Annotated in this window: 16 protein-coding genes; 5 read left to right on the top strand and 11 right to left on the bottom strand. The window is 59.1% G+C overall.

The genetic code is table 11. The annotated features are described in order from the left end of the window. Window positions 1-178: 178 nt before the first annotated feature. Window positions 179-457, top strand: a complete 279-nt coding sequence (locus tag KFS80_RS16845) for a helix-turn-helix domain-containing protein (RefSeq protein ID WP_212545387.1) — start codon at window positions 179-181, stop codon at window positions 455-457. Between the two features lie 83 nt (window positions 458-540). On the opposite strand, the gene KFS80_RS16840 is transcribed toward KFS80_RS16845, so the two are convergent. The 3 genes from KFS80_RS16840 to KFS80_RS16830 are packed head-to-tail and all read right to left on the bottom strand — an operon-like array spanning window position 541 to window position 2305. Next, on the bottom strand, window positions 541-1212 hold the full coding sequence (locus tag KFS80_RS16840; protein WP_212545386.1) for a GNAT family N-acetyltransferase: 672 nt from the start codon (window positions 1210-1212) through the stop codon (window positions 541-543). Between the two features lie 12 nt (window positions 1213-1224). Next, window positions 1225-1671: a GNAT family N-acetyltransferase gene (locus KFS80_RS16835; RefSeq protein WP_212545385.1), complete on the bottom strand. Its 447-nt coding sequence runs from the start codon at window positions 1669-1671 to the stop codon at window positions 1225-1227. A gap of 10 nt (window positions 1672-1681) precedes the next feature. Beyond that, window positions 1682-2305 (bottom strand): FMN-binding negative transcriptional regulator, encoded by a 624-nt coding sequence (locus tag KFS80_RS16830; protein WP_212545384.1) that lies wholly within the window; start codon window positions 2303-2305, stop codon window positions 1682-1684. A gap of 92 nt (window positions 2306-2397) precedes the next feature. Here KFS80_RS16830 and pdxR point away from each other — a divergent pair, with 92 nt between their 5' ends. Next, window positions 2398-3951 carry a MocR-like pyridoxine biosynthesis transcription factor PdxR gene (gene pdxR, locus KFS80_RS16825; protein WP_212545383.1) on the top strand — a complete coding sequence of 518 codons (1554 nt, stop codon included), beginning with the start codon at window positions 2398-2400 and terminating at the stop codon, window positions 3949-3951. Window positions 3952-3953: 2 nt separating this feature from the next. On the opposite strand, the gene KFS80_RS16820 is transcribed toward pdxR, so the two are convergent. From KFS80_RS16820 to KFS80_RS16790, 7 genes are all read right to left on the bottom strand, one after another. Continuing rightward, window positions 3954-8516: a dermonecrotic toxin domain-containing protein gene (locus KFS80_RS16820; RefSeq protein WP_212545382.1), complete on the bottom strand. Its 4563-nt coding sequence runs from the start codon at window positions 8514-8516 to the stop codon at window positions 3954-3956. Continuing rightward, entirely contained in the window at window positions 8513-13102 is a 4590-nt protein-coding gene (locus KFS80_RS16815; RefSeq protein WP_212545381.1) for a coiled-coil domain-containing protein, read from the bottom strand. Before KFS80_RS16815 ends, KFS80_RS16820 begins: the two co-directional genes overlap by 4 nt. A gap of 150 nt (window positions 13103-13252) precedes the next feature. Next, complete coding sequence (locus KFS80_RS16810) at window positions 13253-14278, bottom strand: histone deacetylase family protein (RefSeq protein WP_212545380.1); 1026 nt, start codon at window positions 14276-14278, stop codon at window positions 13253-13255. Between the two features lie 257 nt (window positions 14279-14535). Further along, window positions 14536-15531 (bottom strand): AraC family transcriptional regulator, encoded by a 996-nt coding sequence (locus KFS80_RS16805; protein WP_159814484.1) that lies wholly within the window; start codon window positions 15529-15531, stop codon window positions 14536-14538. Window positions 15532-15779: 248 nt separating this feature from the next. Further along, the gene (locus KFS80_RS16800; RefSeq protein WP_212545379.1) at window positions 15780-16784 is read right to left on the bottom strand and encodes an asparaginase; all 1005 of its coding nucleotides are present in this window, start codon (window positions 16782-16784) and stop codon (window positions 15780-15782) included. A 170-nt stretch (window positions 16785-16954) separates the two neighbouring features. Further along, complete coding sequence (locus KFS80_RS16795) at window positions 16955-18403, bottom strand: alanine/glycine:cation symporter family protein (protein ID WP_053125151.1); 1449 nt, start codon at window positions 18401-18403, stop codon at window positions 16955-16957. A gap of 611 nt (window positions 18404-19014) precedes the next feature. Continuing rightward, on the bottom strand, window positions 19015-20439 hold the full coding sequence (locus tag KFS80_RS16790; RefSeq protein ID WP_159814480.1) for an aspartate ammonia-lyase: 1425 nt from the start codon (window positions 20437-20439) through the stop codon (window positions 19015-19017). Window positions 20440-20619: 180 nt separating this feature from the next. Between KFS80_RS16790 and KFS80_RS16785 the strand changes: the two genes are divergently transcribed. Beyond that, window positions 20620-21528 (top strand): LysR substrate-binding domain-containing protein, encoded by a 909-nt coding sequence (locus KFS80_RS16785; protein ID WP_159814478.1) that lies wholly within the window; start codon window positions 20620-20622, stop codon window positions 21526-21528. Between the two features lie 35 nt (window positions 21529-21563). Here KFS80_RS16785 and KFS80_RS16780 read toward each other — a convergent pair whose 3' ends face one another. Beyond that, complete coding sequence (locus KFS80_RS16780) at window positions 21564-22214, bottom strand: hypothetical protein (RefSeq protein ID WP_212545378.1); 651 nt, start codon at window positions 22212-22214, stop codon at window positions 21564-21566. A gap of 506 nt (window positions 22215-22720) precedes the next feature. On the opposite strand from KFS80_RS16780, the gene purE reads away from it, so the two are divergent. Continuing rightward, window positions 22721-23212, top strand: a complete 492-nt coding sequence (gene purE, locus KFS80_RS16775; RefSeq protein WP_007920220.1) for a 5-(carboxyamino)imidazole ribonucleotide mutase — start codon at window positions 22721-22723, stop codon at window positions 23210-23212. Window positions 23213-23222: 10 nt separating this feature from the next. Then, on the top strand, window positions 23223-24305 hold the full coding sequence (locus KFS80_RS16770) for a 5-(carboxyamino)imidazole ribonucleotide synthase (RefSeq protein ID WP_212545377.1): 1083 nt from the start codon (window positions 23223-23225) through the stop codon (window positions 24303-24305). Window positions 24306-24406: the final 101 nt, after the last annotated feature.

The raw sequence follows: 24406 nt of genomic DNA, 5'->3' as shown, positions 1-24406 counted from the left end.
CTGCATTGTTTTGCAGCTTTATGGAAATAGCTGGGGAATATCTGCATTTTGTTGCAGTTTTCTTAGCGCCTTTGCCCTTTGAATCGCAATACATTGCAGATTGAGCGCTGATTAGTTCATCAGACTTACTCCAATATGGCTATGAAGCCTACTGCGTTAAAAAGGCGGAGGTAATGATGTGGGAATGACAGTTGCTGAGCGAATGGTGCTAATGGAAAGCATCCAAGGGGCAATCGCTGAGGGGACACTGGAAATCGGTGAAGCCGTTCGGCGTTTACGCGTGGAAGTGACTGGGTTGCATCAAAACCAGTTCGCAAGGATGTGCAAAATTTCAGTCCGTACATTAGTTCATATCGAGCACGGTGAAGGTAATCAGACGATGAAGTCGTTGAATGCAGTGTTCCGTTGTTTCGGGATGAAAATGAGCGTGGTGCGCATCCGTAGGGACGTGGGTTAAAGATCAAAAGATCGCAGCCTTCGGCAGCTCCTACACAGGTCAATGTAGGAGCTGCCGCAGGCTGCGATCTTTTGCTTAGTGCCTCAGCTACGGCACTCAACCAAGCCTTTCACTTGTCCATCCGGCGTCTGGTTTTCATCGCTCAACCAACGCTCGAACCCGGCGCCGATCGCCGGCCATTCCGAATCAACAATCGAGTACCACGCGGTGTCGCGGTTCTGGCCTTTGACCACCATGTGCTGGCGGAACACGCCCTCGAAGCTGAAGCCCAGGCGTTCGGCGGCGTATTTGGAGCGGGCGTTGCCGTTGTTGCATTTCCATTCGAGGCGGCGGTAGCCGAGGTCGAAGGAATGTTTGGCCAGCAGATATACCGCCTCGGTACTTTTCGGCGAACGCTGCATTGGCGCGCCGAAGGTGACGTGGCCGATTTCGATGCGGCCCTGCGCCGGGACGATCGACATCAGGCTGAGGATGCCTTGCACCTGGTTGTTCGCACGGTCGATGACCGCGAAGAAATACGGGTCGCTGGCGGCCGCATGGTTGTTAAGCCAGGCGTCGAAAACGCTGCGTTCCGGGAACGGGCCGTAGGGCAAATAATCCCAGAGTTTCGGGTCGGCGCTGGGGCCTTCGAGGGCGGCGAACAGTTGTTCGCCATGGCGCGCCGGGTCGAGGCGTTCGAGGCGAATAAAACGCCCTTCAAGCAATGTGGCGGTAGGGGCGGGGACGCCTTTCCAGTCAGCCGGTGAAATGATCATGGGTGCCTCTCCTTAAATGGCTTTGCGAAACTGGATGAAGCCCGGGCGCTCGGCGATGCGCTCGTAGAGCTGGATCGCGGTGGCGTTGGATTCGTGGGTCAGCCAGTGCACTTTGCAGCAACCGTCAGCCTTGGCGGTGGCGTAAACGTGTTCGATCAGCAGGCGGCCGACGCCGGTGCCGCGTGTTTCCTCGGTCACCAGCAAATCCTGCAGGTAGCAGGAATTTTCGATGCTCCAGTTCGAGCGATGATAGATGTAATGCACCATGCCGACCGCTTTGCCATCGGCCCAGGCCAACGCTGCATGGGTCGGTTCGCTCGGATCGAGGAAACGCTGCCATGTGCTGTCGGTGACGGCGTCCGGCAGTTCGGTGTTGTAGAAGCGCAGGTAGGCCTGCCACAGCGGCAGCCACGCGGCGCGGTCGGGGGCGCTGACCTGGCGAATGTCGATCTGACTCATGGTGATTTCCTTAGCGCATCAATTGGGCGAGGGTTTGATCGTTGACTTCGGGGCTGGCGGCCAGACCTTCACGCACGCCGGCAATGTCTTCGGCGCTGCGGTTCTGACTGAGCTTGCGCTTGCCCTCGAGACGGTCGATGGGAATGGCGAAACCGACAATTGCCTTGAGCATGCCGTCGATGTAATCGGCGGGCGCATCGGCGACGGACCACGGCTGGGCGCGGCCGGCTTCATAGCGATCGGTGAGGGTGCTGACGATGTCGAGCAGGCGTCCACCATCGCTGAAGGTTTCGGCGTGGCCATAGGCGTGCACGGCGATGTAGTTCCAGGTCGGCACGACTTTGCCGTGCTCGGCCTTGCTCGGGTAAAAACCGGGGCTGACGTAGGCGTCGGCACCGGCAAAAATCAGCATGGCTTCGGCGCCGTCACGCAGGTCTTTCCATTGTGGATTGGCGCGGGCCAGGTGCCCGTACAGCGTGCCGTACTCGCCTTGTTCACAATGCAGCAGCACCGGCACATGGCTGGCTTGCAGACCGTTTTCGCCGTGGGTCACCAGAATGGCGAGGCGGGTGGCGAGGATCAGTTCGTGCAGTTGGGACAGTTCTTCAATGGCAAAGGCGCGCGGCGTGTACATGGACAGATTTTCCTTGGCGAATGCCTGCATCCTAGGCAGGCTATTGGTCTGTTGTAAGAGCCATTGATGACCGATTTCATAGGTCCATTACCATGCCTGATTCGTCAACGCTGTCCATGCCCTTCAATCCCGCCGGTATCGAGCTTGATCGCCGGCAGGGCCTGAGCCGCCAGCTCTATCAGGCATTGCGTCTGCGCGTACTCGATGGGCGCTTGGCCAGTGGCACGCGGCTGCCGGCCAGCCGCGATTTGGCGGCGGCGTTGGCGATTTCGCGTAACAGCGTGGTGCGCGCCTACGATCAGTTGTATGCCGAAGGGTTTATCGAAGGGCGGGTCGGCGACGGCACTTACGTCGCACAATTGTCGGCACCACCGCCCTCAGCGAAAAAACTATCCACAAAAGTATCCACAGGGTTTTCAACAGGCTTACCCACAGCCTTATCCACAAATTGGCTGGATTTACCTGTGATTCCATCCAGTAAAGTTATCCACAGCGATACTTTTTCACGCATCGAAAACAACCATTTGGCCAAGCCGCCGAGTGGTCCACCGCGTGCTTTTCGTGTCGGTGTGCCGGCCTTCGATCTGTTCCCTTTTGAGGTCTGGGCCAAGCTGAACGCGGCTTTCTGGCGCAAGCCGGATTTGCAGCAGCTGTGTTACGGCGACCCGGCTGGTGATGCGCGTTTGCGCGCGATGATCGCCGCCTATCTGCGCAGTTCGCGCGGCATGCAGTGCAACGCTGAGCAAATTGTGATCACCAGTGGCGCGCAGCAGGGCATTAGCCTTTGTGCACAGTTGCTGGTGGAGCTTGGCGATGGCGTCGGAATCGAAAATCCGGGGTATCGCGCCGCTGGTCACGCGTTCGCCGTTGCGGGTGCGCGATTGCGTGGAATTGCGGTGGACGAGGAGGGGATTGATTGCGCGGCATTGGCAGCGGCAACGGATTGTCGCGTCGCCTACGTGACGCCATCTCATCAATACCCGACCGGCGTGGTGATGAGTCTGGCGCGACGTCTGGAATTGCTGGCGTGGGCCGAGCGCACGCAAGGCTGGATCGTCGAGGACGATTACGACGGCGAGTACCGTTACACCGGCGCACCGCTGGCGCCATTGGCCGCGCTCGATCGGCAGGGGCGGGTGTTGTACGTCGGCACCTTCGGCAAAGTCGCATTCCCGGCGCTGCGCCTGGGTTATCTGGTGTTGCCGCCAGCGCTGGTGGATGCCTTTTCCCAGCGCCGCGCGGTGGATGTGCGCCACTCGGAAGTGAGCACCCAAGCGGTGATGGCCGAGTTCATGGCGGCCGGGCATTTTCAGCGACACATTCGGCGGATGCGCCGTGCAGCATTGAGCCGGCGCAACACCTTGTTGGCCGGTTGGCCGAGTGATATTCCCGGCGTCGGCAGCCTGCCGAGTGTGGCGGCCGGTCTGCATTTGACCATTCCCGTGGACACACTGGCCCGCGAGCAACAGTTGATCGGTCTGGCCGCCAGCGCCGATGTCGAGATCAACGGTTTAAGCAGTTATTGGCTGCCGGATTCAACCTTGCCGGCGGATCAACGCGCCGGCCTGGTGCTGGGTTTTGCCGCCGTGCCCGAGGCCGCGATCACTGCGGCACTCGGGCGTTTACGAAAGGTTTGGCGGGGCTGAGATCAAGGGTTTTCTTCGACGGCAGGTTCCTCCAGCACAGGCAGATCGAGGAACAGTTTGCGCAGTGCCGGATCAGTCAGTTTGCGCAAAACACCGTTGACCCGATCGAACGCATTCAATGATTTTTGTTGATCCACGGTGAGCGTTTCCAGGTAGCCGTCGGCGACTTTCAGGTGAGCCGTCGTCGGTTGGTCGGACGGTGTCTGCAGCGTTTTGTAGTGGAAGTGGGCAACCCACAGCGGCCGATCGTGATTGGCTTTGTCCAGAATCCGGAATTCCTGAAAGTAATCGCCGAACTGTTTCGTTGCAATCCGTCCGCGCTCATCACGTACGAGACTGACCTGCGCTTGCTCGTACATCCAATTGAAGGCGGTTTGCGTCGGCTTGCGCAGTTTGTACAGGCTGGCGCGGATATTCACGCCTTCCTGCCTGACATGTCGGGCTGCTTCACGCAGTTCAGCACTCAGCTCTGCCACTGGAGGCTGCTCTTTTTTGGCTTCGCGCAAGTTTTTCAGCGCTTGTTCGACCTCGTCAGCACTGCGCTCCAGTTTCAGCGCGTACTGATCATGGATGTCCTGCATGTCGGCAGGAATACGTGAGGGCCGCAGCGCATCCTTGCGGGTACGCTTGAGAAAGTTGGGGTAATCGAGAGTGAGATCCAGGGCATTGTTTATGGTGTCGATATCGTCGCGAGCCGGCGTCGGTGTAGAAGTTGATTTTGGCAGTATTTTATTCACTGCTTCAGCGGGTTTTTGCGCTGGGGCTGCGGGGGCTGGATCGCGTGGTCGGGACTTGTGCACCTTGATCATCGCCCGCGATGGACCGGGGCGCTCGGATTGTGACGTCTCGGTGATCTGCAGGGATTCTTCATTGAGCAGCAGAGAGTCGAGACGGGTCTGCGCCACTTGCCGAAACTCTTCGATCACCGTGCGCAGATGCATCACCGGGGCGCGCTTGACCAGTCCCGGGTGAGTATCGGGCAGCTCGAGCAAGCGCTCGTCGGCATCGTTGAAGGTTTCGAGGAAGTGGTTCATCCGTTCCAGCTCCGCAGCGGGTGTCGCTGAGGGTGTTCCGGGATTGATCTGCACAGCCAGTTCATGCGCTGCTCTCGCCGCACTGATGATAATGCTACTGACATCTTCGCGAGCCTGACCCATGAGCGGGCCACCGCGGTCTTCCAGGCACAGCTCGTTGGACATGCCGATTTCATTGGCTTTGAAATCCAGCGCGGTAGCACGGGGCATCAGGATTTCAAGTTTTGTCGCTGTGATGATGCCGGTTTTACCAAGCGCCTTGAGCTGCTCAAGGGAGGTACGAGCCAGGGTCAGTTTCTCTTCCAGTTGCTGGCCCAGATGGATCGAACGGCTGATGGTGTCGACGTAGATCTGGCGGGGGATCGGTTGATCGGCGGGTACGTTGAAGGCCATTTCATGCGTGGCTGCATCGTAGGCATTCCTGTTGATTAAAAACCACGCCGAGATGTTTTTGTGCAGTTCTGTGGTCATGCGCACCATGTCGTACACATAACCGACCGTGCCGCCCTTGGTGCGCCATTCGCGCAGTTGATCCAGCGCCGTCGCGTACTCGTTGATGGCCGTTTCCACTTTTTGCCCGTAAGCGCGCGTGGCGGCTGCGCTTGCCGGTGGGGCTGCCCTGAGTTTTTCGTTGAACGTCGTGTTCAACTCGGCCTGGAGGATTTTTTCGCGCTCCTTGAACGCCTTCAATGCGTCTTCGAGTTGTTGTTTTCGGTGTTCGTTGGCGTGCTTGAAATGCTGCAGACGACTTTTGCGGCCACCCCCGCGCAGGCGCAAACGGGTGTCGATGTACCACAATCCCTGCAGACCGTGACTTAACAGCGGGCCACTGCGCGTCGGATCGCCCGGTACACACAGGGTGACTTGATCCTCGGGATCCAGACGCACTTCAAACCAGCGTTCGCGCACCTGCGCGTAGGTCTTGTCCCCGAGCTGGTAGAGGTGAGGCGGCTCTACGTTGAGCGTGATCAACGCTTCGTGCTTCAGGTCGGGCGGTGTCACTTTCAGCGAATCCAGATAGCGCCCCAGTTCGGCGGAGTTGCGTCGTGGCACTGAGCCGCCGACTTCAAGCGATGAACTGTGTTCAGGCGGCAGTTCATTGAGCAAAGGCATTGGCTGAAAACGTGAGCTCACCGGGGCGACCTCGATTTTGCGCGGGACTTCAATGACCGTTCGTGGGGTGCCTGCCGTGCCCGAAATCCGACGTCGTTGCCGCACGGCGTGGTGGGTCAGAATGATCCCCAGCGTCAACAGCACATTGCCCAGTGAAGTCCACTCGCCGAGGCGATTACCGCGTTCATGCGCGTCGAGCGCCTGCTGGATTTCCTCAATGCTTTGCCACACCCAAACGGCTGTCCCGAGCGCGCCGCTGAGAAAATTCGAAGCGACATTGAACAGGCTCCAGCTGCTTTCCTGCAGCAACAGCCAGCGCTGATCGGCGTTGGACAGCGATTGACGATCCGCCAGTTCCACGATGGCCCGTGCGTTGTTTTCGAACAGCGTCTGCAGCCGGTCACCGTTGATTTCGTCATGGCCGAAATTCACGTGACCGAGCCCGTCCAGACGCAGATTGGGGTCGGAGAGCTGTTGCGTGATCAGCCAAGGCGACGGCAATCCTACGGGGAACACGTACTGGGCATATTCGAAACTCAGGTTGCGATCGGGCAGCCAGGCCAGTACCGAATCCCTGAGTTCGCCCGGTTGATGCAAGGCGTACAGCAAATTCTGTCGTGACGGGAATTGCATCAGCGTCGGTTCAAACAGCGGGCGGTACAGGATGCATGGACCATTGTCCGGATCGCCCGGGCCGATGATGAACATGTTGGTGACGGTGTCCGCGGCGCTGACCAGTCGATGCTGCGGGATCAGCGTCAGCGGGCAGATGGAAATCCGCTGTGAAGACACAACGGGTTCGCCGACCAATTGGCGAATGTAGGCAAGACCGGTTTCATCAAACCCGTTCTGCGCGCGAACTTTGTTTTCCAGCGCAGCGAGCGGCAGCAGCATGCGCAATTGCTGGTGATACAGCGTCGCCTGACGCGCAGACTCCTGTGGGTCGTCGAGCAACCTGCGCTTGATCAGCTGTGGGTAGACCTGACCGATATCGACTTGCTTTGACAGCCGCACCAACAGATCGACTGTCAGCCAGGCCGGTACAGGCTCACCGTGTTTGAAACGAAGGCTGGCCTGATAAGGCGCGGTATTTTCCAGGGCGAACTCGCCGAGGTTGCGCGAATAGGTGTCGAGCACGTTGGGCAACGTCAGATCACCGGCGGTAAAGCTGTTGGTGATGCTGATCTCGAGATCATCCAGGGGCTGGGCGGCGGCGCCTTCGGCGTGTTTGTCGCGAATAATTGCTTCGTGCATCAGCCGCTGGGCAAAACGGTCGATGGGCTCGATCAGATCTTTGCTGATTTTGACCTGCGGGTCGCGGTACAGCTTGCCCAGGCCGGTGATGTATCGACTGTAAGCGGCGAGGTCTTTGGCGGAGGCGTTGTGCAGCCAGTCCGGAATTGCTGCGTCGAGTTGATCGAGTCGGGCCTGTTCGTCGACGGGTATCACCGATTCCGTCAGGGTGGCCGCAGCGGAGGGGTTGTCGCTGTCACTGGCGCTGATCGCGACAATGGCGTCGAGCTGCGAAGCCACCAATGCCCAGGCCATGTGATCAAAAATGTTGCCATCCGGCTCGAACAATCGCCACTGCATCGGTCGCCCGTCCAGCTGTTCGGAGAGGCGTGAGGGCAACGACGCCCCCAGCGCATCCATCGACGCAAACGACTCGTAGCCGCTCTCGATGGTGTACATCAACACCCGCTCGTGCCCTTCGTGACGAGCGCGAATGACCAGCGCGCCGCCCAGCAACAGGTGAGTTGCGCCAGCGCTTTCGAGAATGTCGATATCAATCAGGCCGGCCCGAATGTCGCTGAAATCACCCTGAGTTGCCAATCGAATGTTCTTGTCCGGCGTGGTGAAAATCAGCCGGGCCAAGGCACACTCTTCGGTGTTCCAGCCCTGCACCTGGTTGACGTCCAGGGCTGTGCGCAAAGAGTCGGCAAGTGCTTGCCAATGCGGTTCGGAGCGGCTGCTGCTGTTCCAGAAATCCAGTTGGCGTTCCTGATACTCGACAAACAGCAGCGGCGCGTACTCATTAAGCAGGCGGCCGATCTCCTCGATGTCGACGGCCAGATGCCTGGGCGTTGGCGCGTCGGGTTCCGTGGTCAGGAAGTGTTCACCGGCGAGAAAGTTGGCCGCGGCACCGTACAAATTCAGGCGTACCAACGCGTGGCTCAGGGATTCAAAACGAGTGGTGTCGGCAACGATCTGATGGTCTTCTTCACGCCATTGCGGTGTACCTATCATGCACTTGTCTGGATTCAGTGCCAGCTCGGGATATAACCCGTGTACGGCTTCGCTGAGCAATTGCGCAGCAACACCTGCCAGCGTCGGCCCATGGCTGGTCAGGTTGACCAGACGGCTTTTATCGAGCAAGGGCGTGGACGGGCTGGAAGCCAATGTGATGACTGGATTCATGCGTGTGCCTGCGATGTGGAAGGTGTGGTGACAGAAAAAAACAGATTTTTTGCCAGTTGCACGCCGATCTCGCTGCGGTAGATGGCGATCACATCCTGTGTGCTGGACGCACTGGTCAGGTTGTAGGCTCCGCCTAACAGGCGCTGGTCTCGAGTCTTGAGGTGGGCGGCGCTGAACAACTCGGCGACCGTGTCGGCGCGCTCGTAATGAAAGTGCGCGTACCACAGCACGGCGTTGGTTTTGCGGTCGCGAATTTCATATTCCTGCAGAAAGTCTTTCCTTGGGCCTTTGAGCCGACGCCGACCGGCAATCACTGCAATCGTCACCTCTTGCTGCGCCACCAGCCATTCGACGCGCGGCGCTGTGGGCAACTGGCGTTTGGTCATGCTCACGCGCAGTGAATGCCCCTCGCTCTTGAGCTGTTTCACCGCCGCGTCGAGTTTTTCTTTGAGCAGGGTCGCGGTGTTCGCCTGGGCATTTGAAGAGGGCGCAGAACGCAACGCCTGTTCGATGGCCTTGGCGGTATCGTGCAACTGATTGGCGTGGTGGTTCAGCGATTCTTCGACTTCGATCGGCAGCCGGTTCGCTTCATGAGCGAGACTTTTTTGCCGTTCGATAAAGCCCTGCAGCGCATCCAGCAAGGATTGCCCCGAGTTCATCAGGCTGCTCAAACTTTTCGGTGGCAGGATTTTCGGAGGTTTGCTGCGCAGGCGTTGCACCCAAACGCCCGGTTCCTTTTTGTGAAAGGTTGCCAATACCCTGCCGGTCAGGCTGGCTTTGACATCCGCCAATTGCACGTGACCCTCGGCTTCTTTGCGTGGCACCGCGAGCTGAGTGCCTTTGAAGCGCGTTTTGATGGCTTTCTTTACCGGCGCGCGTGACGGGCCGGGCTGTGGCTGCTGAGGTCCACGGTCACGCAACAGTTGAGTCAGTTGGTGGGTGCTTTGCTGGCTGAATTCGCTGATGTGTAATTGCAATTGCTCAAGCTGATCGGTTATCAGCTCTGCGGCTGACTGCAGCGCAAGATCGCGTAATCGCGAGTCGATGATGGCGAACTGATCGACCAATGCATTGAGCGGCTCGATACGTTGGTTATCGCTGAGGACATGATCCTCACGTTGCAGATCCAGCGAGTTCTGAATCGCCAGATCGGCCTCGTCGACCAGACGTTCGAGGTTTTCCCGAACAGCGTCCAGCCTGGCGCTGTTGCCTTCTTTGACGCAGAACGGACGCGTCAGCGTTACCCGTAGTGCTTTCATGTCCGGTACTTCGTACTCCGGCAGTTTTCTCTTGAAATCACTGGCAACTTGCGCGGCTTCTTTGCCGAGAATGTTCAGTTCGAGAAAACTCGCTTGAGCCATTTCTGTACGCTGGATCATCAGGGTGGTCAGTCTGAGCATCTCTTTGTAAGGGCCCAGATCAGCCGGCTTGATCCCTAGCTCCTCACCGGCCAGCAGCTTCAATGTCTCGTTCAGCGACGACTTGAATGCCGTTTCGATCTGATCGATCCACGACTGATTGAAAAACAGCTGGGTTCTGAGCATCTCGATCATTGAGGCGCGGTAACGCGGAACGGCATCGAAGCGGTTCAGCTCTTTGACCGAGCTGATGGCGCCGTCGTAGGCGCGGATCTGTGCTTCAAGCTTTTGCAGAAATACCGTTTCGTGGGCGGGATAGGTCGCATCCGGCGCACTGAGCATCGCCTTGCGCGCAGCGACCAACGCCGCCTTCGTCGGCCCCAGCTGGTTGTCGAATTGTTTAAGTTGCTGGCGCAGTTCGTCGACCCGCTGTGCATTCTTGCGCAGCACTTCGGCTCTGCGGCTTTTGAGCCCGCCACCGCGCAACCGCAGGCGCGTATCGATGAACCAGCGCCCCTGAAGGTTATGTACCAGCAGGGGCCCCGGGCGTGGTGGCTGGTGGCGGGAGTCGATGATCTGTACATCGTGCTGGTCGTTGAGTTGAACCTCGAACCAGCGCGATCCGACATTGGCGTAGAGCTTGTCGTCGCTGGCATAGAGGTGTTGCTGCGGGCCCTCATTGATGGGTTGTCCCAACTCGGGCGGCTTGTTGATGGCAAAGCGTTCCAGAGCCTGACCAAGGCTGACGGGCGTGCGATTGAGCGCGCCATCGCTATGGATTGCCAATTGATGGCTGGCCGGCAAGTCGACGGATGAAATGTCCGCGAGCTGTTTCATCTGGATTTTCGTCGGGTGCACAGGTGTTTCAACGACTGTGTTTTTGACCTGCGCTTCGGTTTCGCCGATCCGGCGCGTCGGCCTACCCCGCGTGGCCGCGCGATGGGCCAGCACCATGGCCAATTGCAGAAGCAGGTCAGTGAGGGCGTGGGCAGCCAGTTCGTGGTCGTCGTTTTGTGCAGCTTCAAGTGTTTGCTGCAGGTCATCGAAAATCTGCCAGATCCACACTGCCGCGCCGAAAGTCGGATTGAGAAATGGCAGCACCGCGTTAAACAGTTTCCACGCCCCCAGTTTCAGCGTCGCCCAATGACTTTCGGCGTTTGATACCGATTGCCGGTCGGCGAGATCGATCAGCGCGTGGGCATTGGCCTTGAACAAAGCAGGCAGGTAATCACCTGCCAGTACGTTGCCGCCCAGCCTCACCGGTCTATTGAGGTTGACGTTAAGCAGCGGATTGGTCAGCAGCTCGGCGAGCACCGCGAGGTCGGGCAAGTCGCCGTGGAAAATGTAGTTTGAATAAGTGGCGCGCACTCGATCCGGCAACCAGGCGAGTACCGATTCGCGGATCTTTTTCGAATGCTTGATGGCGTAGATCAGACTCGCCGGTGTCGGGTACTGAGTCAGTGCGTTATCCAGCAGGGGCCGGTAGAGCAGGCACGGGCCTCTAGTCGGGTCACGCGGGCCGATCACGAACATGTTGGTGACGGAATCAGCGCTGTCATCGGCCTGTTGGTCAAGGACGAACGACAGTGGCCGGATGACGATTTCCTGATCGTCGACGCGGCGACTTTCACCGTCGGTACTCATCACCGCGACGACGTAACGATAACCCTGCTCATCAATGCCGCCTTCGCCGCGGATCTTGTTTTGCAGCGCGAGCAGCGGCAGTTGCACTCGCAAGTGACGGCTGTACAGATCCTCTAGATAAGCCGACTTTACCGGGTCATCGATCAGTCGATCCTTGATCCGCGCCGGGTAGGTTTTACCGACATTAAGCGTGGTGACCAGCTCTTCGACATAGGCGGTCGTCAGCCAGTGGGGAACGCTTTGCGCGCCGAGGAAATACAGTTCTTTATCGCCCAACGGTTCCGCGATCAGGTTTTCCAGAGCCAGTTCGGCCAGGCTCAGGATCAGCGTCTCGCTGGTGCCGGTGGCCTGAGTACCCCAGACCACCGGACTGGTAATGCGGATACGCAGATCTTCAAGTTTCAGGTCTTTGGCTTCGGGGTGTTTTTTCTGCATCAGCAAGCTGATGTTGTTCAGAGCAAAACGCTGAATCGGCGGGATGTCATCTTCAAATGAAGTGGCACTGTTCTGCCGTACGGCGGCCAACTCCATGAGGTGGCGGCTGAACGCACTGAGGTCGTTGGAATTCGCTCGGCTCAGCCACTCTGGTAATAACGGGTTGATGCGATTGAAGCGCGCGTCGTTGTTGTGCGCGTGATGGGCGTTGGTGTCCGGGGCTGGTCTTGCCGGGTTGTCGCTGAAATCAAGCTCGCCCAGCGCCTGAGCCTGGAGGGCGATCAACGTGCAGGCCTGGGTGTCGAAAAAATTGCCTTCGGGTTCGACTAATCGCCACTCGACCGGACTCTCCGGTGGCTGATCGGCAAACTGGCTCAGGTATTCGCTCAGTTCTTCCAGTGAAGAATGGGCACGAAAGCCGATGACCACCGAGTGGCTGAGGATCAGCGTGCGTTCACCCTGCACGCCGATGACCACAGCGATGTCCATGATGTTGAGGTGCTGCGCGGCTGCGCCTCCGCGATCCAGATCAATCAGGCAGACCCGCGTCTGGTAAGGATCATGGGACTGGCGCAGGGCGCGGTCGGGATAATTGAATACCAGGCGCGCGAGGGCGAGTTGATCGGCGTCCCAGCCTTTGACCCGCTTGAGGTTCCAACGGGCGCGCAGGGCCAGCGACAGCTCCTGCCAGCGAGGCGTGTCGGGCTTGGTGAGCTGGTTCCAGTAATCGAGCTGCTGTTCCTGATAGGCGGTGAACAACACCGAGGCCAGCGTGTTGAGCTGCCGGCCGATGGCATCGATATTGACGGGTAACTGGATGGTCGGGTTGGCGCCCGGTTGTCGAGTCAGGAACTGTTCACCGTCGATGTACATCACCGGTTTGCTGGCGATCACGTGCCACAGCAGAGCGTCGGTCAGGGACTCGAAACGAGTATCCCCCGCAATGATCTGTTCACCGTCGCTGATCCAGGAAGGTGTGCCGACCATGACCAGATCCGGATCGAGTTCAAGGGCCGGGTAAAGCCCGGCCAGTGTCGAGCGAAGCACCGTTGAGGCGACTTCACGCAGGGAAGGGCCAGTGACCAGTTGTGTCAACAGGTCGCCGGGTGGAGTGGGCGTGGGTTGAGAATCGGGCTCGTTGTTGAGCATGTTCAGATCCTTCTGACGATGAGGCTGCAAAACGCAGCATCGGATTCGCGAAGGTAGCGGGGGTTCTTTGGCGTTTGGTGGTAACTATTTATCGCAGGCAAAAAAAGACCCGCGTAGTGGCGGGTCAGTTTGTGCGCCAGTCTGTCGGGTTTACTGCTCGAAACCTTCCAGTACGTTCACTGCGTTGATGCCGATTTCTTCGACCGCGTAACCGCCTTCCATGACGAACAGCGTTGGCTTGCCGAGGGCGGCGATGCGCTTGCCCATCGCCAGGTAATCCGGGCTGTCGAGTTTGAACTGCGAGATCGGATCGTCCTTGAACGTATCGACGCCGAGCGACACGACAATGACGTCGGCGCCGTAGCGGTCGATCTCGTCGCAGCACTGCTCCAGCGCTGCGCTCCAGACGTCGTAGCCGGAACCGGCCGGCAATGGATAGTTGAAGTTGAAGCCTTCACCGGCGCCTTCACCGCGCTCGTCGTCATAGCCAAGGAAGAACGGAAATTCCGCTTCCGGGTGGCCGTGGATCGAAGTGAACAGCACGTCGCTGCGCTCGTAGAAAATCGACTGCGTGCCGTTGCCGTGGTGGTAGTCGACGTCGAGGATCGCGACTTTCTTGTGGCCTGCATCGAGGAAGGCTTGCGCGGCGATGGCGGCGTTGTTGAGGTAGCAATAACCGCCCATCAAATCGCTGGCAGCGTGGTGTCCTGGTGGGCGGCACAGAGCGAAAGCAGCGCGTGCGCCACGCTGGATTTCTGCTTGTGCGGTGAGAGCAACCTGCGCCGCGCTGTAGGCCGCTTGCCAGGTACCGGCGGTGATCGGGGCGCCGCCGTCGAAGCTGTAATAACCGAGTTGGCCGTGCAGGCTGGTCGGTTTGATCGCGCGCAAGGTTCGCGCCGGCCAGGTATAGGGCAGCAAGTCGCCGTCGGTGTTGAACTCAGTCCAGCGATCCCAGGCGCCTTTGAAGAAATCGAGATAGTCGCGGCTGTGGATACGGGCGATCGGGTCGAGGCCGAAATCCTTCGGTGCTTCGACCGGGCCGAGGTTCTGTTTTTGTACGCGTTGCAACACATGGTCGGCGCGCGAGGGCATCTCGAAACACGGTTTTAGCTGGCCATCGATGAGTTCACAGCGGCCGTGGTGCAGGTGGTGATCGTCTGAGTAGATCGTCAGCATTTGTTGTTCTCCGCAAGGCTGGTTCGGTTGCGTCCAGTGTTGCGGCGCGAGGCGAATCGGAGAACGGCAGGAAAGGCCAAAAGGGGATTGATCTGGCCAAAACCTCTGACCGCAATTCGCCCCTTAATTACGCAGGGCTGGCCATGAAATACACATCCATTGTGGGAGCGGGCTTGCTCGCGAATGCGTCGTGTCAGTCGACATCAGCTTATCTGACACACCGCCTTCGCGAGCAAGCCCGCTCCCACATTTGATCTTCAGTGTGGGCGGAATTGGCTGGGGGCTACGCCGCTCCAGCGCACGAAGGCGTGGCGGAAGCTGGCGGTCTCGCTGAAGCCGAGGGTTTCGGCAATGCGGTAGATCGGTAACTGATCCTCACACAACATCTGCTTGGCCCGCTCGAAACGCAGTTCATCGAGCAGTTCCTGATAGCTGCTGCCCATGTCCTTCAGATGGCGGCGCAAGGTGCGTGGTGAACACTTCATCTGCTGCGCCAATCCTTCCAGCCCCGGCGCGGCATTCAATTGCGCACTGAGCAACTGGCGGATCCGCCCCAGCCACGCCTGACGCCCGGTGAATTCGAGGTTCTGCTTGCGGCAACGTTCGGCCATGGCTTGGTGGGTAATGGCATCCGCCAATGGCAACGGTTGATCGAGCCAGTGTCGGTCGAAGGCGAAGGCGTTGTCCTTGGCGGCGAAGTGCAGCGGCGCGTTGAAGTGTTCGGCATAGCTGTCGCGGTAATCCGGCGCGGCGTGTTCGAACCGCGTGGCGAGCAAGGGCAGAGGATGCCCGAGCAAGTCATCGCAAATCACCTTCAGCGAGACCAGGCAGAACTCGGCATTAAACACTGCCATTGCCGGACTTTCGCGATAGTCCGCCGCAACGAACCAGACGCGCTCGCCATCGTCTTCCAGGCTCAGTTCGAAAAGTGTTCCCAACAGCGCCGGATAACGGATCGCTAAACGCAAAGCGTCACCGAAGGTGGCACAGGTCAGCAGCGCATAACCGAGGATGCCGTAGCAGGAAACGTGCATGCGCCGGCCCAGTTCCAGACCGATATCGTGCTTGAGCGCGACCGCGTTGGCGCAGACCTGCATCTCTTGGTTGGTGGTGATGCGTGTGTCGGCACGGTTTAAATCCGCCGCACTGATGCCGCTGCCGTTGAGCAGCGCCTCGCTCGACAGGCCTTCGGCTTTGAAGGTGTTGAGGATCAGCGAGACCGCGTTGAGGGTAGTGAGGTGGGAGTGCAGCATGGGATCTTCCAGCCTTGAGATGGCTGGAATGCAGCAATTTATATGCCGTCACAGCCCCTCACCCCAGCCCTCTCCCAAAGGGAGAGGGGGCCGATTGGGGGATATTGGTGAGATGCACCGACGTGAGACATCTCTGCCGAATCCACAATCGACACGGTTTATCAGGTCGACGGACAGCGAAAAACAACTCGGTCAGTCCCCTCTCCCTCCGGGAGAGGGCTAGGGTGAGGGCCGATCCAGAGCCTTGCTCAGAGCAACTCACCACACAGATCCAGTTCAATCAGCCGGCGCACTTCTTCAGTTTCAAGCCCAGCACCGAGCAACCCGTGCAACTTGCCAAACGCCGCCTCACGGGTCATGCCGCCACCGGACAACACGCCAACCCCGCGCAAGCGGCTGCCGGCCTCATACACATCCAGCTCAACCCCACCTTCATGGCATTGCGTAACCGCCACCACCACCACGCCGTTGTCCCGCGCGCGACCAAGGCTCGCCAGAAACTCCGGGTTGTCGCTCGGCCCGGTGCCGCTGCCGTAACACTCCAGCACCAGACCCTGAATGCCGCTGTCGAGCAAACCATCAAGAACTCCAGCGCTAATGCCGGGGAACAATGGCAGCACGGCAACTTTGGCCAGTTGCTTCGGCTGGTTGTAGTTCAACAACGCCGGAATCGATGGGGCTTTCACGCCGCCGCCCTGACGCTCCAGACGCTTGAACGGATGACGGCCAAAGCTGCGCACTTTCGCGCAACGGGTCGGCGCCAGCAGTTCGCCGTGGAAGTACAGGTGCACGCCCGGTGCCAGGCCTTGGCCGAGAGCGACCAGTGCGCCGCCAAGGTTTTCCCAGGCATCGCTGTCGGTTACGCCCGCCGGCAGCATGGAACCGGTGAAGCACACACGCGCATGCAGGCCGAGCAACTGGAAGCTCATCGCCGCCGCGCTGTACGCCAGCGTGTCTGTGCCGTGCAGGATCAATACGCTGTCGCAGCCTTGCACGTCCACGGCATCGACCACCGCTTCACGCAGTTGCTGCCAATAGGTCGGGGTCATGTTGGCGCTGTCGATCAGCGGCGACATCTCGCGAAAGCGCCACTGCGGCACGACGAGTTCAGGCTGGCTGTGCAGGTAATCGCGCATCCGCGCTTCAAAACCGGACGCCGGGGCCAGGCCGTTGGCACTGGCTTGCATGCCGATGGTGCCACCGGTGTAGAGCACCATGACGTGTTGAGCGGCGGGATAAGTCGAAGGGTTCATAGGATTCTCCGAAACGATGAGTTCCTGTAGGAGTGAGCCTGCTCGCGATAGCGGTCTTTCAGCCAACATAAAGGTTGAATGATGAACCGCTATCGCGAGCAGGCTTACTCCTACAAGTTATTGCATCACAATAACTGACGGGCGCAGGGGATGCGCCCGTCATTCACCTGTCAGCGTTGCGCTGCAGGTACGCCTTGCGGCTCGGCTTCGGTCTTGCCCGCTGTTGCCGGCGGGTTGGTTGGCCAGGCTTTCAGGTCCAGATCCAGGTCAGTGAATTTGCTGGAATCGAACACCGGCTGTTTGACGCCGGCGCGACGCTGCTCGTCGTAGTCGCGCATTACGCGCATGCCGACCTTGAACAGCATGGCCAAAGCCACCAGGTTGACGAAGGCCAGGCAGGTCATGGTGATGTCGGCGAAGGCGAACACGGTCGACAGATCCTGCATCGAACCCCAGACCACCAGCGCCAGCACCAGGCCACGGAAAATCATCAGCGCAGCGCGGTTGCGGGTGAGGAACTGCAAGCTGTTCTCGCCCAGGTAGTAGTTGTAGAGGATGCAGGTGAAGACGAACAGCGACAGCGCAACGCTGACGAACATGCGGCCCCAGTCACCGACTACGGCGGCCAGCGAGTTCTGGGTCAGGACGATGCCGTCACCTTCGAAGCCCGGGGTGTAGAAGCCCGACAGCAGGATCAGCAGCGCGGTGCAGGTGCAGATCACGAAGGTGTCGAGGAACACGCTGAAAGCCTGAACCACGCCCTGCGCGCCTGGGTGTTTCACCGCAGCCACGGCGGCGACGTTCGGCGCACTGCCCAGACCCGCTTCGTTGGCGAACACGCCACGCTTCACGCCCATGACGATGGCGCTGCCGAGCAGACCACCAAAGGCCGGGTCGAGACCGAAGGCGCTCTTGATGATGGTTTCCAGCATGGCGGGCACGTGTTCGATCTGGGTGCCGATCACGTACAGGGTCACGCCGATATAGGCCAGGGTCTTGATCGGTACCAATAGGTCGGACACCGAAGCGATGCGTTTGATGCCGCCGAGGAAGGTGATGGCCAGCAGCACCGCCAGGACGATACCGGTGTGGCGCGGGTCGAATTCAAAGGCGTTCTGCAGCGAGTGAGTCACGGTGTAGGACTGCAGGCCGATGAAGGCGAAGCCGTAGGTGACCAGCAGCAGAACGGAGAACACCACTGCCATGCCTTTGAGCTTCAGGCCGTGCTGAATGTAGTATGCCGGGCCACCACGGTACAGACCGTCGCCATCGGCGCGTTTGTAGACTTGGGCCAGAGTACATTCGAAGAAGCTGCTGGACATGCCGACCAGTGCGGTCACCCACATCCAGAACACCGCACCCGGACCGCCGAGGGTCACGGCAATGCCGACACCGGCGATGTTGCCTGCACCCACTCGGCCGGCAAGGCTGAGCATCAGGGCCTGGAACGAGCTGAGTTGGCCGGCGCTGCCTTTGAGGCTGTCGCGGAACACCGCGAACATGTGGAAGAAGTGCCGCAGTTGAACGAAACGCGAGCGAATCGTGAAGTAGCTACCGAGCCCGACAATGAGCACGATCAGTACTTTGCCTGAGAGGAAGTCGTTGATGACTTCGAGCATGGATTTTTCCTCGCTGTTTTTTGTGTAAGCAAATGCTGGATGGGAGAAACATCGTGTTACACCGGTTTGCGCGCGGCACAACAGGTGAGGCGAAGGTTTCGTCCCGGTTCCAAATCGCGGGTTTGTTATTAGTTCGGGTTTCACATGGGTGATGGCCTCGTTACCGACGACCGCTCATGCGAAGAGGGGCGGCACTATACCGATCAGTGCGGCGCCCGTCTGCACAGTCGTGGTGCAAGCGACGAAACGAGGCTTTGAAACACCCGGCGTTACCGGCGCCGGGCTTGTACAGGAACTGCTCCTCTGCTGAAGCAAACCCTGTGGCGAGGGGATTTATCCCCGATGGGTCGCGAAGCGGCCCCAAAACCTGCACATGCGATGTGTCAGGCACACCGCGCGCAATGATTTTGCGACTGTTTCGCAGCCGATCGGGGATAAATCCCCTCACCACAACGGCTCATTTCCACATTAAGCAGCAGTCCCCAGACATACGGGTCTCAGGATCAAATAGTTAAAAAAAAGGGCCTGGGGACTAAATCCCCAAGCCCTCAAAAGGTGAGAGGTGTCTAGTCCCTCGACCTGGTGAGCGGTGCTACAAGTAACGCGTCGATTCAGCCTTTGAGCGGAACCAGACGCGGAGCAATCATGTTTTCCGGGCGCAGGATGTCGGCGAGCATGGCTTCGTCGAGCAAACCTTCTTCGCGCACCAGTTCCAGCACGCCGCGGCCGCTTTCAAGGGCGAGGCCGGCGATGCGGGTGGCGTTTTTGTAGCCGATGTACGGGTTCAATGCGGTAACCAGACCGATCGAGTGCTCGACCAGTTCACGGCAGCGCGCTTCGTTGGCGGTGATGCCGACGATGCAGTGCTCGCGCAGCATGTCCATGGCGCGTTGCAGCAGGCGGATCGAGTCGAAGATCTTGAACGCGATCAGCGGCTCCATCACGTTCAGCTGCAATTGGCCGCCTTCGGCTGCCATGGTCAGCGCCAGGTCGTTACCGATCACTTGGAACGCGACTTGGTTCACAGCTTCCGGGATCACCGGGTTGACCTTGCCAGGCATGATCGAGCTGCCTGGCTGACGCGCTGGCAGGTTGATTTCGTTGATGCCGGTGCGTGGGCCGCTGGACAGCAGACGCAAGTCGTTGCAGATTTTCGACAGCTTGACCGCGGTGCGCTTGAGCATGCCGGAGAACAGTACGAAGGCGCCCATGTCGGAAGTCGCTTCGATCAGGTCGGCGGCTGGAACCAGCGGTTGACCGCTGATCAGGGCCAGACGCTGAACCGCCAGCGCTTGGTAACGCGGGTCAGCGTTGATGCCGGTGCCGATCGCGGTGCCGCCCAGGTTCACTTCAGTCAGCAGTTCCGGGGCCAGCGTCTTCAGACGGGCCAGGTCTTCGCCCATGGTGGTGGCGAAAGCACGGAATTCCTGGCCGAGGGTCATCGGCACGGCGTCTTGCAGTTGAGTACGGCCCATTTTCAGGACGTGATCGAATTCTTTGCCCTTGGCCGCGAACGCCTGAATCAGGCTGTCGAGGCTGGCCAGCAGGGTGTCGTGACCGAGCAGCAGGCCCAGGCGGATCGCCGTTGGGTAGGCGTCGTTGGTCGACTGCGCCATGTTGACGTCGTCGTTCGGGTGCAGGAACTGGTACTCGCCTTTCTGGTGACCCATTGCTTCGAGCGCAATGTTGGCGATCACTTCGTTGGCGTTCATGTTGGTGGAAGTACCGGCGCCACCCTGAATCATGTCGACCACGAACTCTTCGTGGAAATCACCGCGGATCAATCGGGCACAGGCTTCGCTGATGGCAGCGTGCTTGGCTTCGCTCAGATGACCCAACTCGCGGTTGGCGTCAGCAGCGGCCTGTTTGACCATTGCCAGACCGACAACGAGTTTTGGGTAATGCGAAATCGGAACGCCGGAGAGACGGAAGTTATTCACAGCTCGCAGGGTCTGGATGCCGTAATACGCTTGAGCCGGTACTTCGAGGGCGCCAAGCAGGTCGTTTTCTGTGCGGAAAGATGCAGCGGAGGACATGATAGAAATCATCTCGATATGGACCCGGTCTGTGCCGGAACGCTGCGAATGCTAGGCTTGTGGGGAATTTTGGGCCAATGCTGTTAAGCACTGCCCTATGCACATTCGGCATAATGCCCATGTGACGCCGCGTGCGCGGCAGACGTGTGACCTGTTTTGGTGCGTGTCCGGGAGGACGTGATGAATCTGGAAAGCAAATGGCTCGAGGACTTCAGTGCTCTGGCCGCCACCCGCAGCTTCTCGCAAGCGGCCGAACGACGCTTCGTGACGCAGCCGGCATTCAGTCGGCGCATCCGCAGTCTGGAAGCTGCATTGGGGCTGACATTGGTCAACCGCTCGCGCACGCCGATCGAACTGACGGCGGCGGGGCAGTTGTTTCTGGTGACCGCGCGCACGGTGGTCGAACAACTCGGTGAAGTGCTGCGCCATCTGCATCATCTGGAGGGCGGGCAGGGCGAAGTGATGCAAGTCGCTGCCGCTCACTCGCTGGCACTGGGTTTCTTTCCGCGCTGGATCGCGCAACTGCGCAATGAAGGTTTGAACATTGCCACGCGACTGGTCGCGACCAACGTCGGCGACGCGGTGCATGCGCTGCGTGAGGGTGGCTGCGATCTGATGCTGGCGTTCTACGACCCGGACGCGGCGATGCAGATGGACCCGGAAATATTCCCCTCGCTGCATTTGGGCCAGACCGAGATGCTGCCGGTGTGCGCGGCGGATGCCGAGGGCAAGCCGCTGTTCGATCTGGAAGGCGAGGCGAGTGTGCCGTTGCTTGCTTACAGCGCCGGTGCTTTTCTCGGGCGCTCGGTGAATGGCTTGCTGCGTCAGCGCCAAGTGCGCTTTACCACTATTTATGAAACCGCGATGGCGGACAGTTTGAAGAGCATGGCGCTGGAAGGGTTGGGCATTGCCTGGGTGCCGCAACTCAGCGTGCGTGCGGAATTGGCACGAGGCGAACTGGTCGTGTGCGGCGGCCCGCAATGGCATGTGCCGCTGGAGATTCGCCTCTACCGCTGCGCCTTGGTGCGCAAAGCCAACGTGCGCCTGCTGTGGCGCAAGCTTGAAGGCGGTGCGGCTGGCGGTGCGTGATGTCCGTGCAGCCGCCGTGTCGCGGAAAAATGCGTTCAGGGAACATTGCTCAAAAAGTTACTGATCCTTGCCCGATTAGCTTCAGTGAAGGTGTGGCAGTTGCCGACCAACAATTTCGGGTTCGGGATCATGTAACTTTCACACCACCAGCCGCCTCGGTAGAACACTTCAGAATTTTCATGCAGGGCGTCTAGCGTGTGGCCAATTTCATGTCCGACATTGGCTGCTGACTTGAGAGATGCAATGGCCGCTTGTTGCCCAGTTCCGGCAAGGCCAGCGACACGATCATTTAGAGCGCTTTTGGTCAGTAGAATGAATTTTGTAGTTCGTGTGGACGGAAGATTTTTTTCGACTTTATAGTCGTGCGTGCGATCCCTCCACTTTTTCATAGTAACTAGCTCGTCTTCATTCATATACGCAAAGTCAGTATAAGTCGGCTGATTGCGTATGAATTGAACTGATACGCGGCGTCCCGTAACGCCCTCCAGTTCCTTGACCATAGGCAGGAAATGTTCGGCAAATATCTCCGACTGTGGCTGGGTTACATCGTCGTGGATGAAGGCGTGGATGAATATCGGTATTTTTCCGCCAAGCGGCGCAGCAAGCGACCTGGCTAGCGTCGTGTTTTGTTCAGCTGGCCATGGAGTGTCATCGATAGCGACTGTGGCTTGAGTCATCGTAGTCATGAACAGGCTGCCAAGCAGCGCACATGTGATTGTTAATATATTTGGCATTTTAGTTGTTTTCGAAGTGGAAAAGTTTGGATGAATTAGGTGTGTGCCTCGTTGTAAGGCAGGGTCGGATTATTAGCGTGTTAGTGTTTGTTTGTGCAGTCTTTATATGTGTCAGTTAATGTTCTGTTATCAAGTATTGCAGCATGGATAGTTGTTTTTATGTTGGGCGTTATTTGATGTTTGTAATGCTTAATATTCGCAGGCGGCCTTGCGCCGTTAATGCCGAGCTGAAACGGTTTGCAGAGGCTGGCGCGCTGACTTGAAAGTCAGCAAAAACAGAAAAAGAGCCGCTAAGACAGATGGTCGTCGAAGGGGCTGTTTATTGCTTTCTTTGCGGTATACTGCGCGGCCTTCGGCCGGCACGACCGGCCATTTTTCGTACAATCAAGCCACGCAACCTGCGTGGCTTGTTGTTTTATGACGCGCCTGCGGGCGCTCCAGAGAGAAGAGGCGCGACGATGAGTGCACTGGTTGGCGTGATCATGGGCTCCAAGTCCGATTGGTCCACCCTTAGCCACACCGCCGATATGCTGGAAAAGCTCGGCATCCCGTACGAGGTCAAAGTGGTCTCTGCCCACCGTACCCCGGATCTGCTGTTCCAGTACGCCGAAGAGGCTGAAAGCCGCGGCATCGAGGTGATTATCGCCGGTGCCGGTGGCGCAGCCCACTTGCCAGGCATGTGTGCGGCCAAGACCCACCTGCCGGTGCTCGGTGTGCCGGTGCAGTCGGCCATGCTCTCGGGCGTCGACTCGCTGCTGTCCATCGTGCAGATGCCAGCGGGCATTCCGGTCGCCACTCTGGCTATCGGCAAGGCCGGCGCGATCAACGCCGCGCTGCTCTCGGCGAGCATCCTCGGCGCCAAGCATCCGCAGTTCCACGCGGTACTGAAAACCTTCCGTGCCGAGCAGACAGACAGCGTCCTGGACAATCCAGACCCACGTATTGCCTGAGGTTGTTGAGATGAAGATCGGTGTAATCGGTGGCGGCCAGTTGGGTCGCATGTTGGCCCTGGCGGGCACTCCGCTGGGCATGAACTTCGCTTTCCTCGACCCTGCGCCGGACGCTTGCGCCGCGGCGTTGGGCGAACACCTGCGGGCCGATTACGGCGATCAGGATCATTTGCGCCAACTGGCCGATGAAGTCGATCTGGTGACCTTCGAGTTCGAAAGTGTTCCAGCGGAAACCGTGGCGTTCCTGTCGCAATTCGTTCCGGTTTATCCGAGCGCCGACGCCCTGCGCATCGCTCGCGATCGCTGGTTCGAAAAGAGCATGTTCAAGGATCTGGGCATCCCGACCCCGGCCTTCGCCGACATTCAATCGCAAGCCGATCTGGATGCCGCCGTGGCTTCGATCGGTCTGCCGGCCGTGCTGAAAACCCGCACTCTGGGTTATGACGGCAAGGGCCAGAAAGTCCTGCGTAAGCCGGAAGACGTGGTCGACACCTTCGCCGAACTGGGCAGCGTGTCCTGCCTGCTGGAAGGCTTCGTGCCGTTCACCGGTGAAGTTTCGCTGATCGCCGTACGCGCTCGTGATGGCGAAACCAAGTTCTATCCGCTGGTACACAACACCCACGACAGCGGCATCCTCAAGCTGTCCGTTGCCAGCACCGATCACCCGTTGCAGGCGTTGGCCGAAGACTACTCGAGCCGTGTGCTCAAGCAGCTCGACTACGTTGGCGTGATGGCGTTCGAGTTCTTTGAAGTCGACGGTGGCCTCAAGGCCAACGAGATCGCCCCGCGCGTGCACAACTCCGGGCACTGGACCACCGAAGGCGCCGAGTGCAGCCAGTTCGAAAACCACCTGCGCGCCGTTGCCGGCCTGCCGTTGGGTTCGACGGCCAAGGTTGGCGAGAGCGCAATGCTCAACTTCATCGGCGTTGTGCCGCCGGTTGAGAAGGTCATCGCCATCGAAGATTGCCATCTGCATCACTACGGCAAAGCCTTCAAGGCTGGGCGCAAGGTCGGTCACGCCAACCTGCGCTGCGCCGACATGGCCACGCTGCAGGCGCAGATCGTCAAGGTCGAAGCGCTGATCGCCGAGTAATTCAGTTTCATGTGTCTGCGGCGGAACCATTCAGGGGCCGCCGTTCTCTCATGGCAGGATGCCAAAGTCTGACTAGGCTTCGCATATCTACTACTGAGAGG

The sequence above is a fragment of the Pseudomonas rustica genome (genome assembly GCF_018336155.1).
GTDB classification, from domain to species: domain Bacteria; phylum Pseudomonadota; class Gammaproteobacteria; order Pseudomonadales; family Pseudomonadaceae; genus Aquipseudomonas; species Aquipseudomonas rustica.
Note: the sequence above shows the minus strand (reverse complement) of the source record. Positions and strands in the feature narration are given on the sequence as shown.

Excerpts from the sequence above, each read along its gene's own strand:
- KFS80_RS16840 (WP_212545386.1), bottom strand. The coding sequence starts at position 1,212 with ATGATCATTTCACCGGCTGACTGGAAAGGCGTCCCCGCCCCTACCGCC.
- KFS80_RS16835 (WP_212545385.1), bottom strand. The coding sequence starts at position 1,671 with ATGAGTCAGATCGACATTCGCCAGGTCAGCGCCCCCGACCGCGCCGCG.
- KFS80_RS16830 (WP_212545384.1), bottom strand. The coding sequence starts at position 2,305 with ATGTACACGCCGCGCGCCTTTGCCATTGAAGAACTGTCCCAACTGCAC.
- pdxR (WP_212545383.1), top strand. The coding sequence starts at position 2,398 with ATGCCTGATTCGTCAACGCTGTCCATGCCCTTCAATCCCGCCGGTATC.
- KFS80_RS16820 (WP_212545382.1), bottom strand. The coding sequence starts at position 8,516 with ATGAATCCAGTCATCACATTGGCTTCCAGCCCGTCCACGCCCTTGCTC.
- KFS80_RS16815 (WP_212545381.1), bottom strand. The coding sequence starts at position 13,102 with ATGCTCAACAACGAGCCCGATTCTCAACCCACGCCCACTCCACCCGGC.
- KFS80_RS16810 (WP_212545380.1), bottom strand. The coding sequence starts at position 14,278 with ATGCTGACGATCTACTCAGACGATCACCACCTGCACCACGGCCGCTGT.
- KFS80_RS16805 (WP_159814484.1), bottom strand. The coding sequence starts at position 15,531 with ATGCTGCACTCCCACCTCACTACCCTCAACGCGGTCTCGCTGATCCTC.
- KFS80_RS16800 (WP_212545379.1), bottom strand. The coding sequence starts at position 16,784 with ATGAACCCTTCGACTTATCCCGCCGCTCAACACGTCATGGTGCTCTAC.
- KFS80_RS16795 (WP_053125151.1), bottom strand. The coding sequence starts at position 18,403 with ATGCTCGAAGTCATCAACGACTTCCTCTCAGGCAAAGTACTGATCGTG.
- KFS80_RS16790 (WP_159814480.1), bottom strand. The coding sequence starts at position 20,439 with ATGTCCTCCGCTGCATCTTTCCGCACAGAAAACGACCTGCTTGGCGCC.
- KFS80_RS16785 (WP_159814478.1), top strand. The coding sequence starts at position 20,620 with ATGAATCTGGAAAGCAAATGGCTCGAGGACTTCAGTGCTCTGGCCGCC.
- KFS80_RS16780 (WP_212545378.1), bottom strand. The coding sequence starts at position 22,214 with ATGACTACGATGACTCAAGCCACAGTCGCTATCGATGACACTCCATGG.
- purE (WP_007920220.1), top strand. The coding sequence starts at position 22,721 with ATGAGTGCACTGGTTGGCGTGATCATGGGCTCCAAGTCCGATTGGTCC.
- KFS80_RS16770 (WP_212545377.1), top strand. The coding sequence starts at position 23,223 with ATGAAGATCGGTGTAATCGGTGGCGGCCAGTTGGGTCGCATGTTGGCC.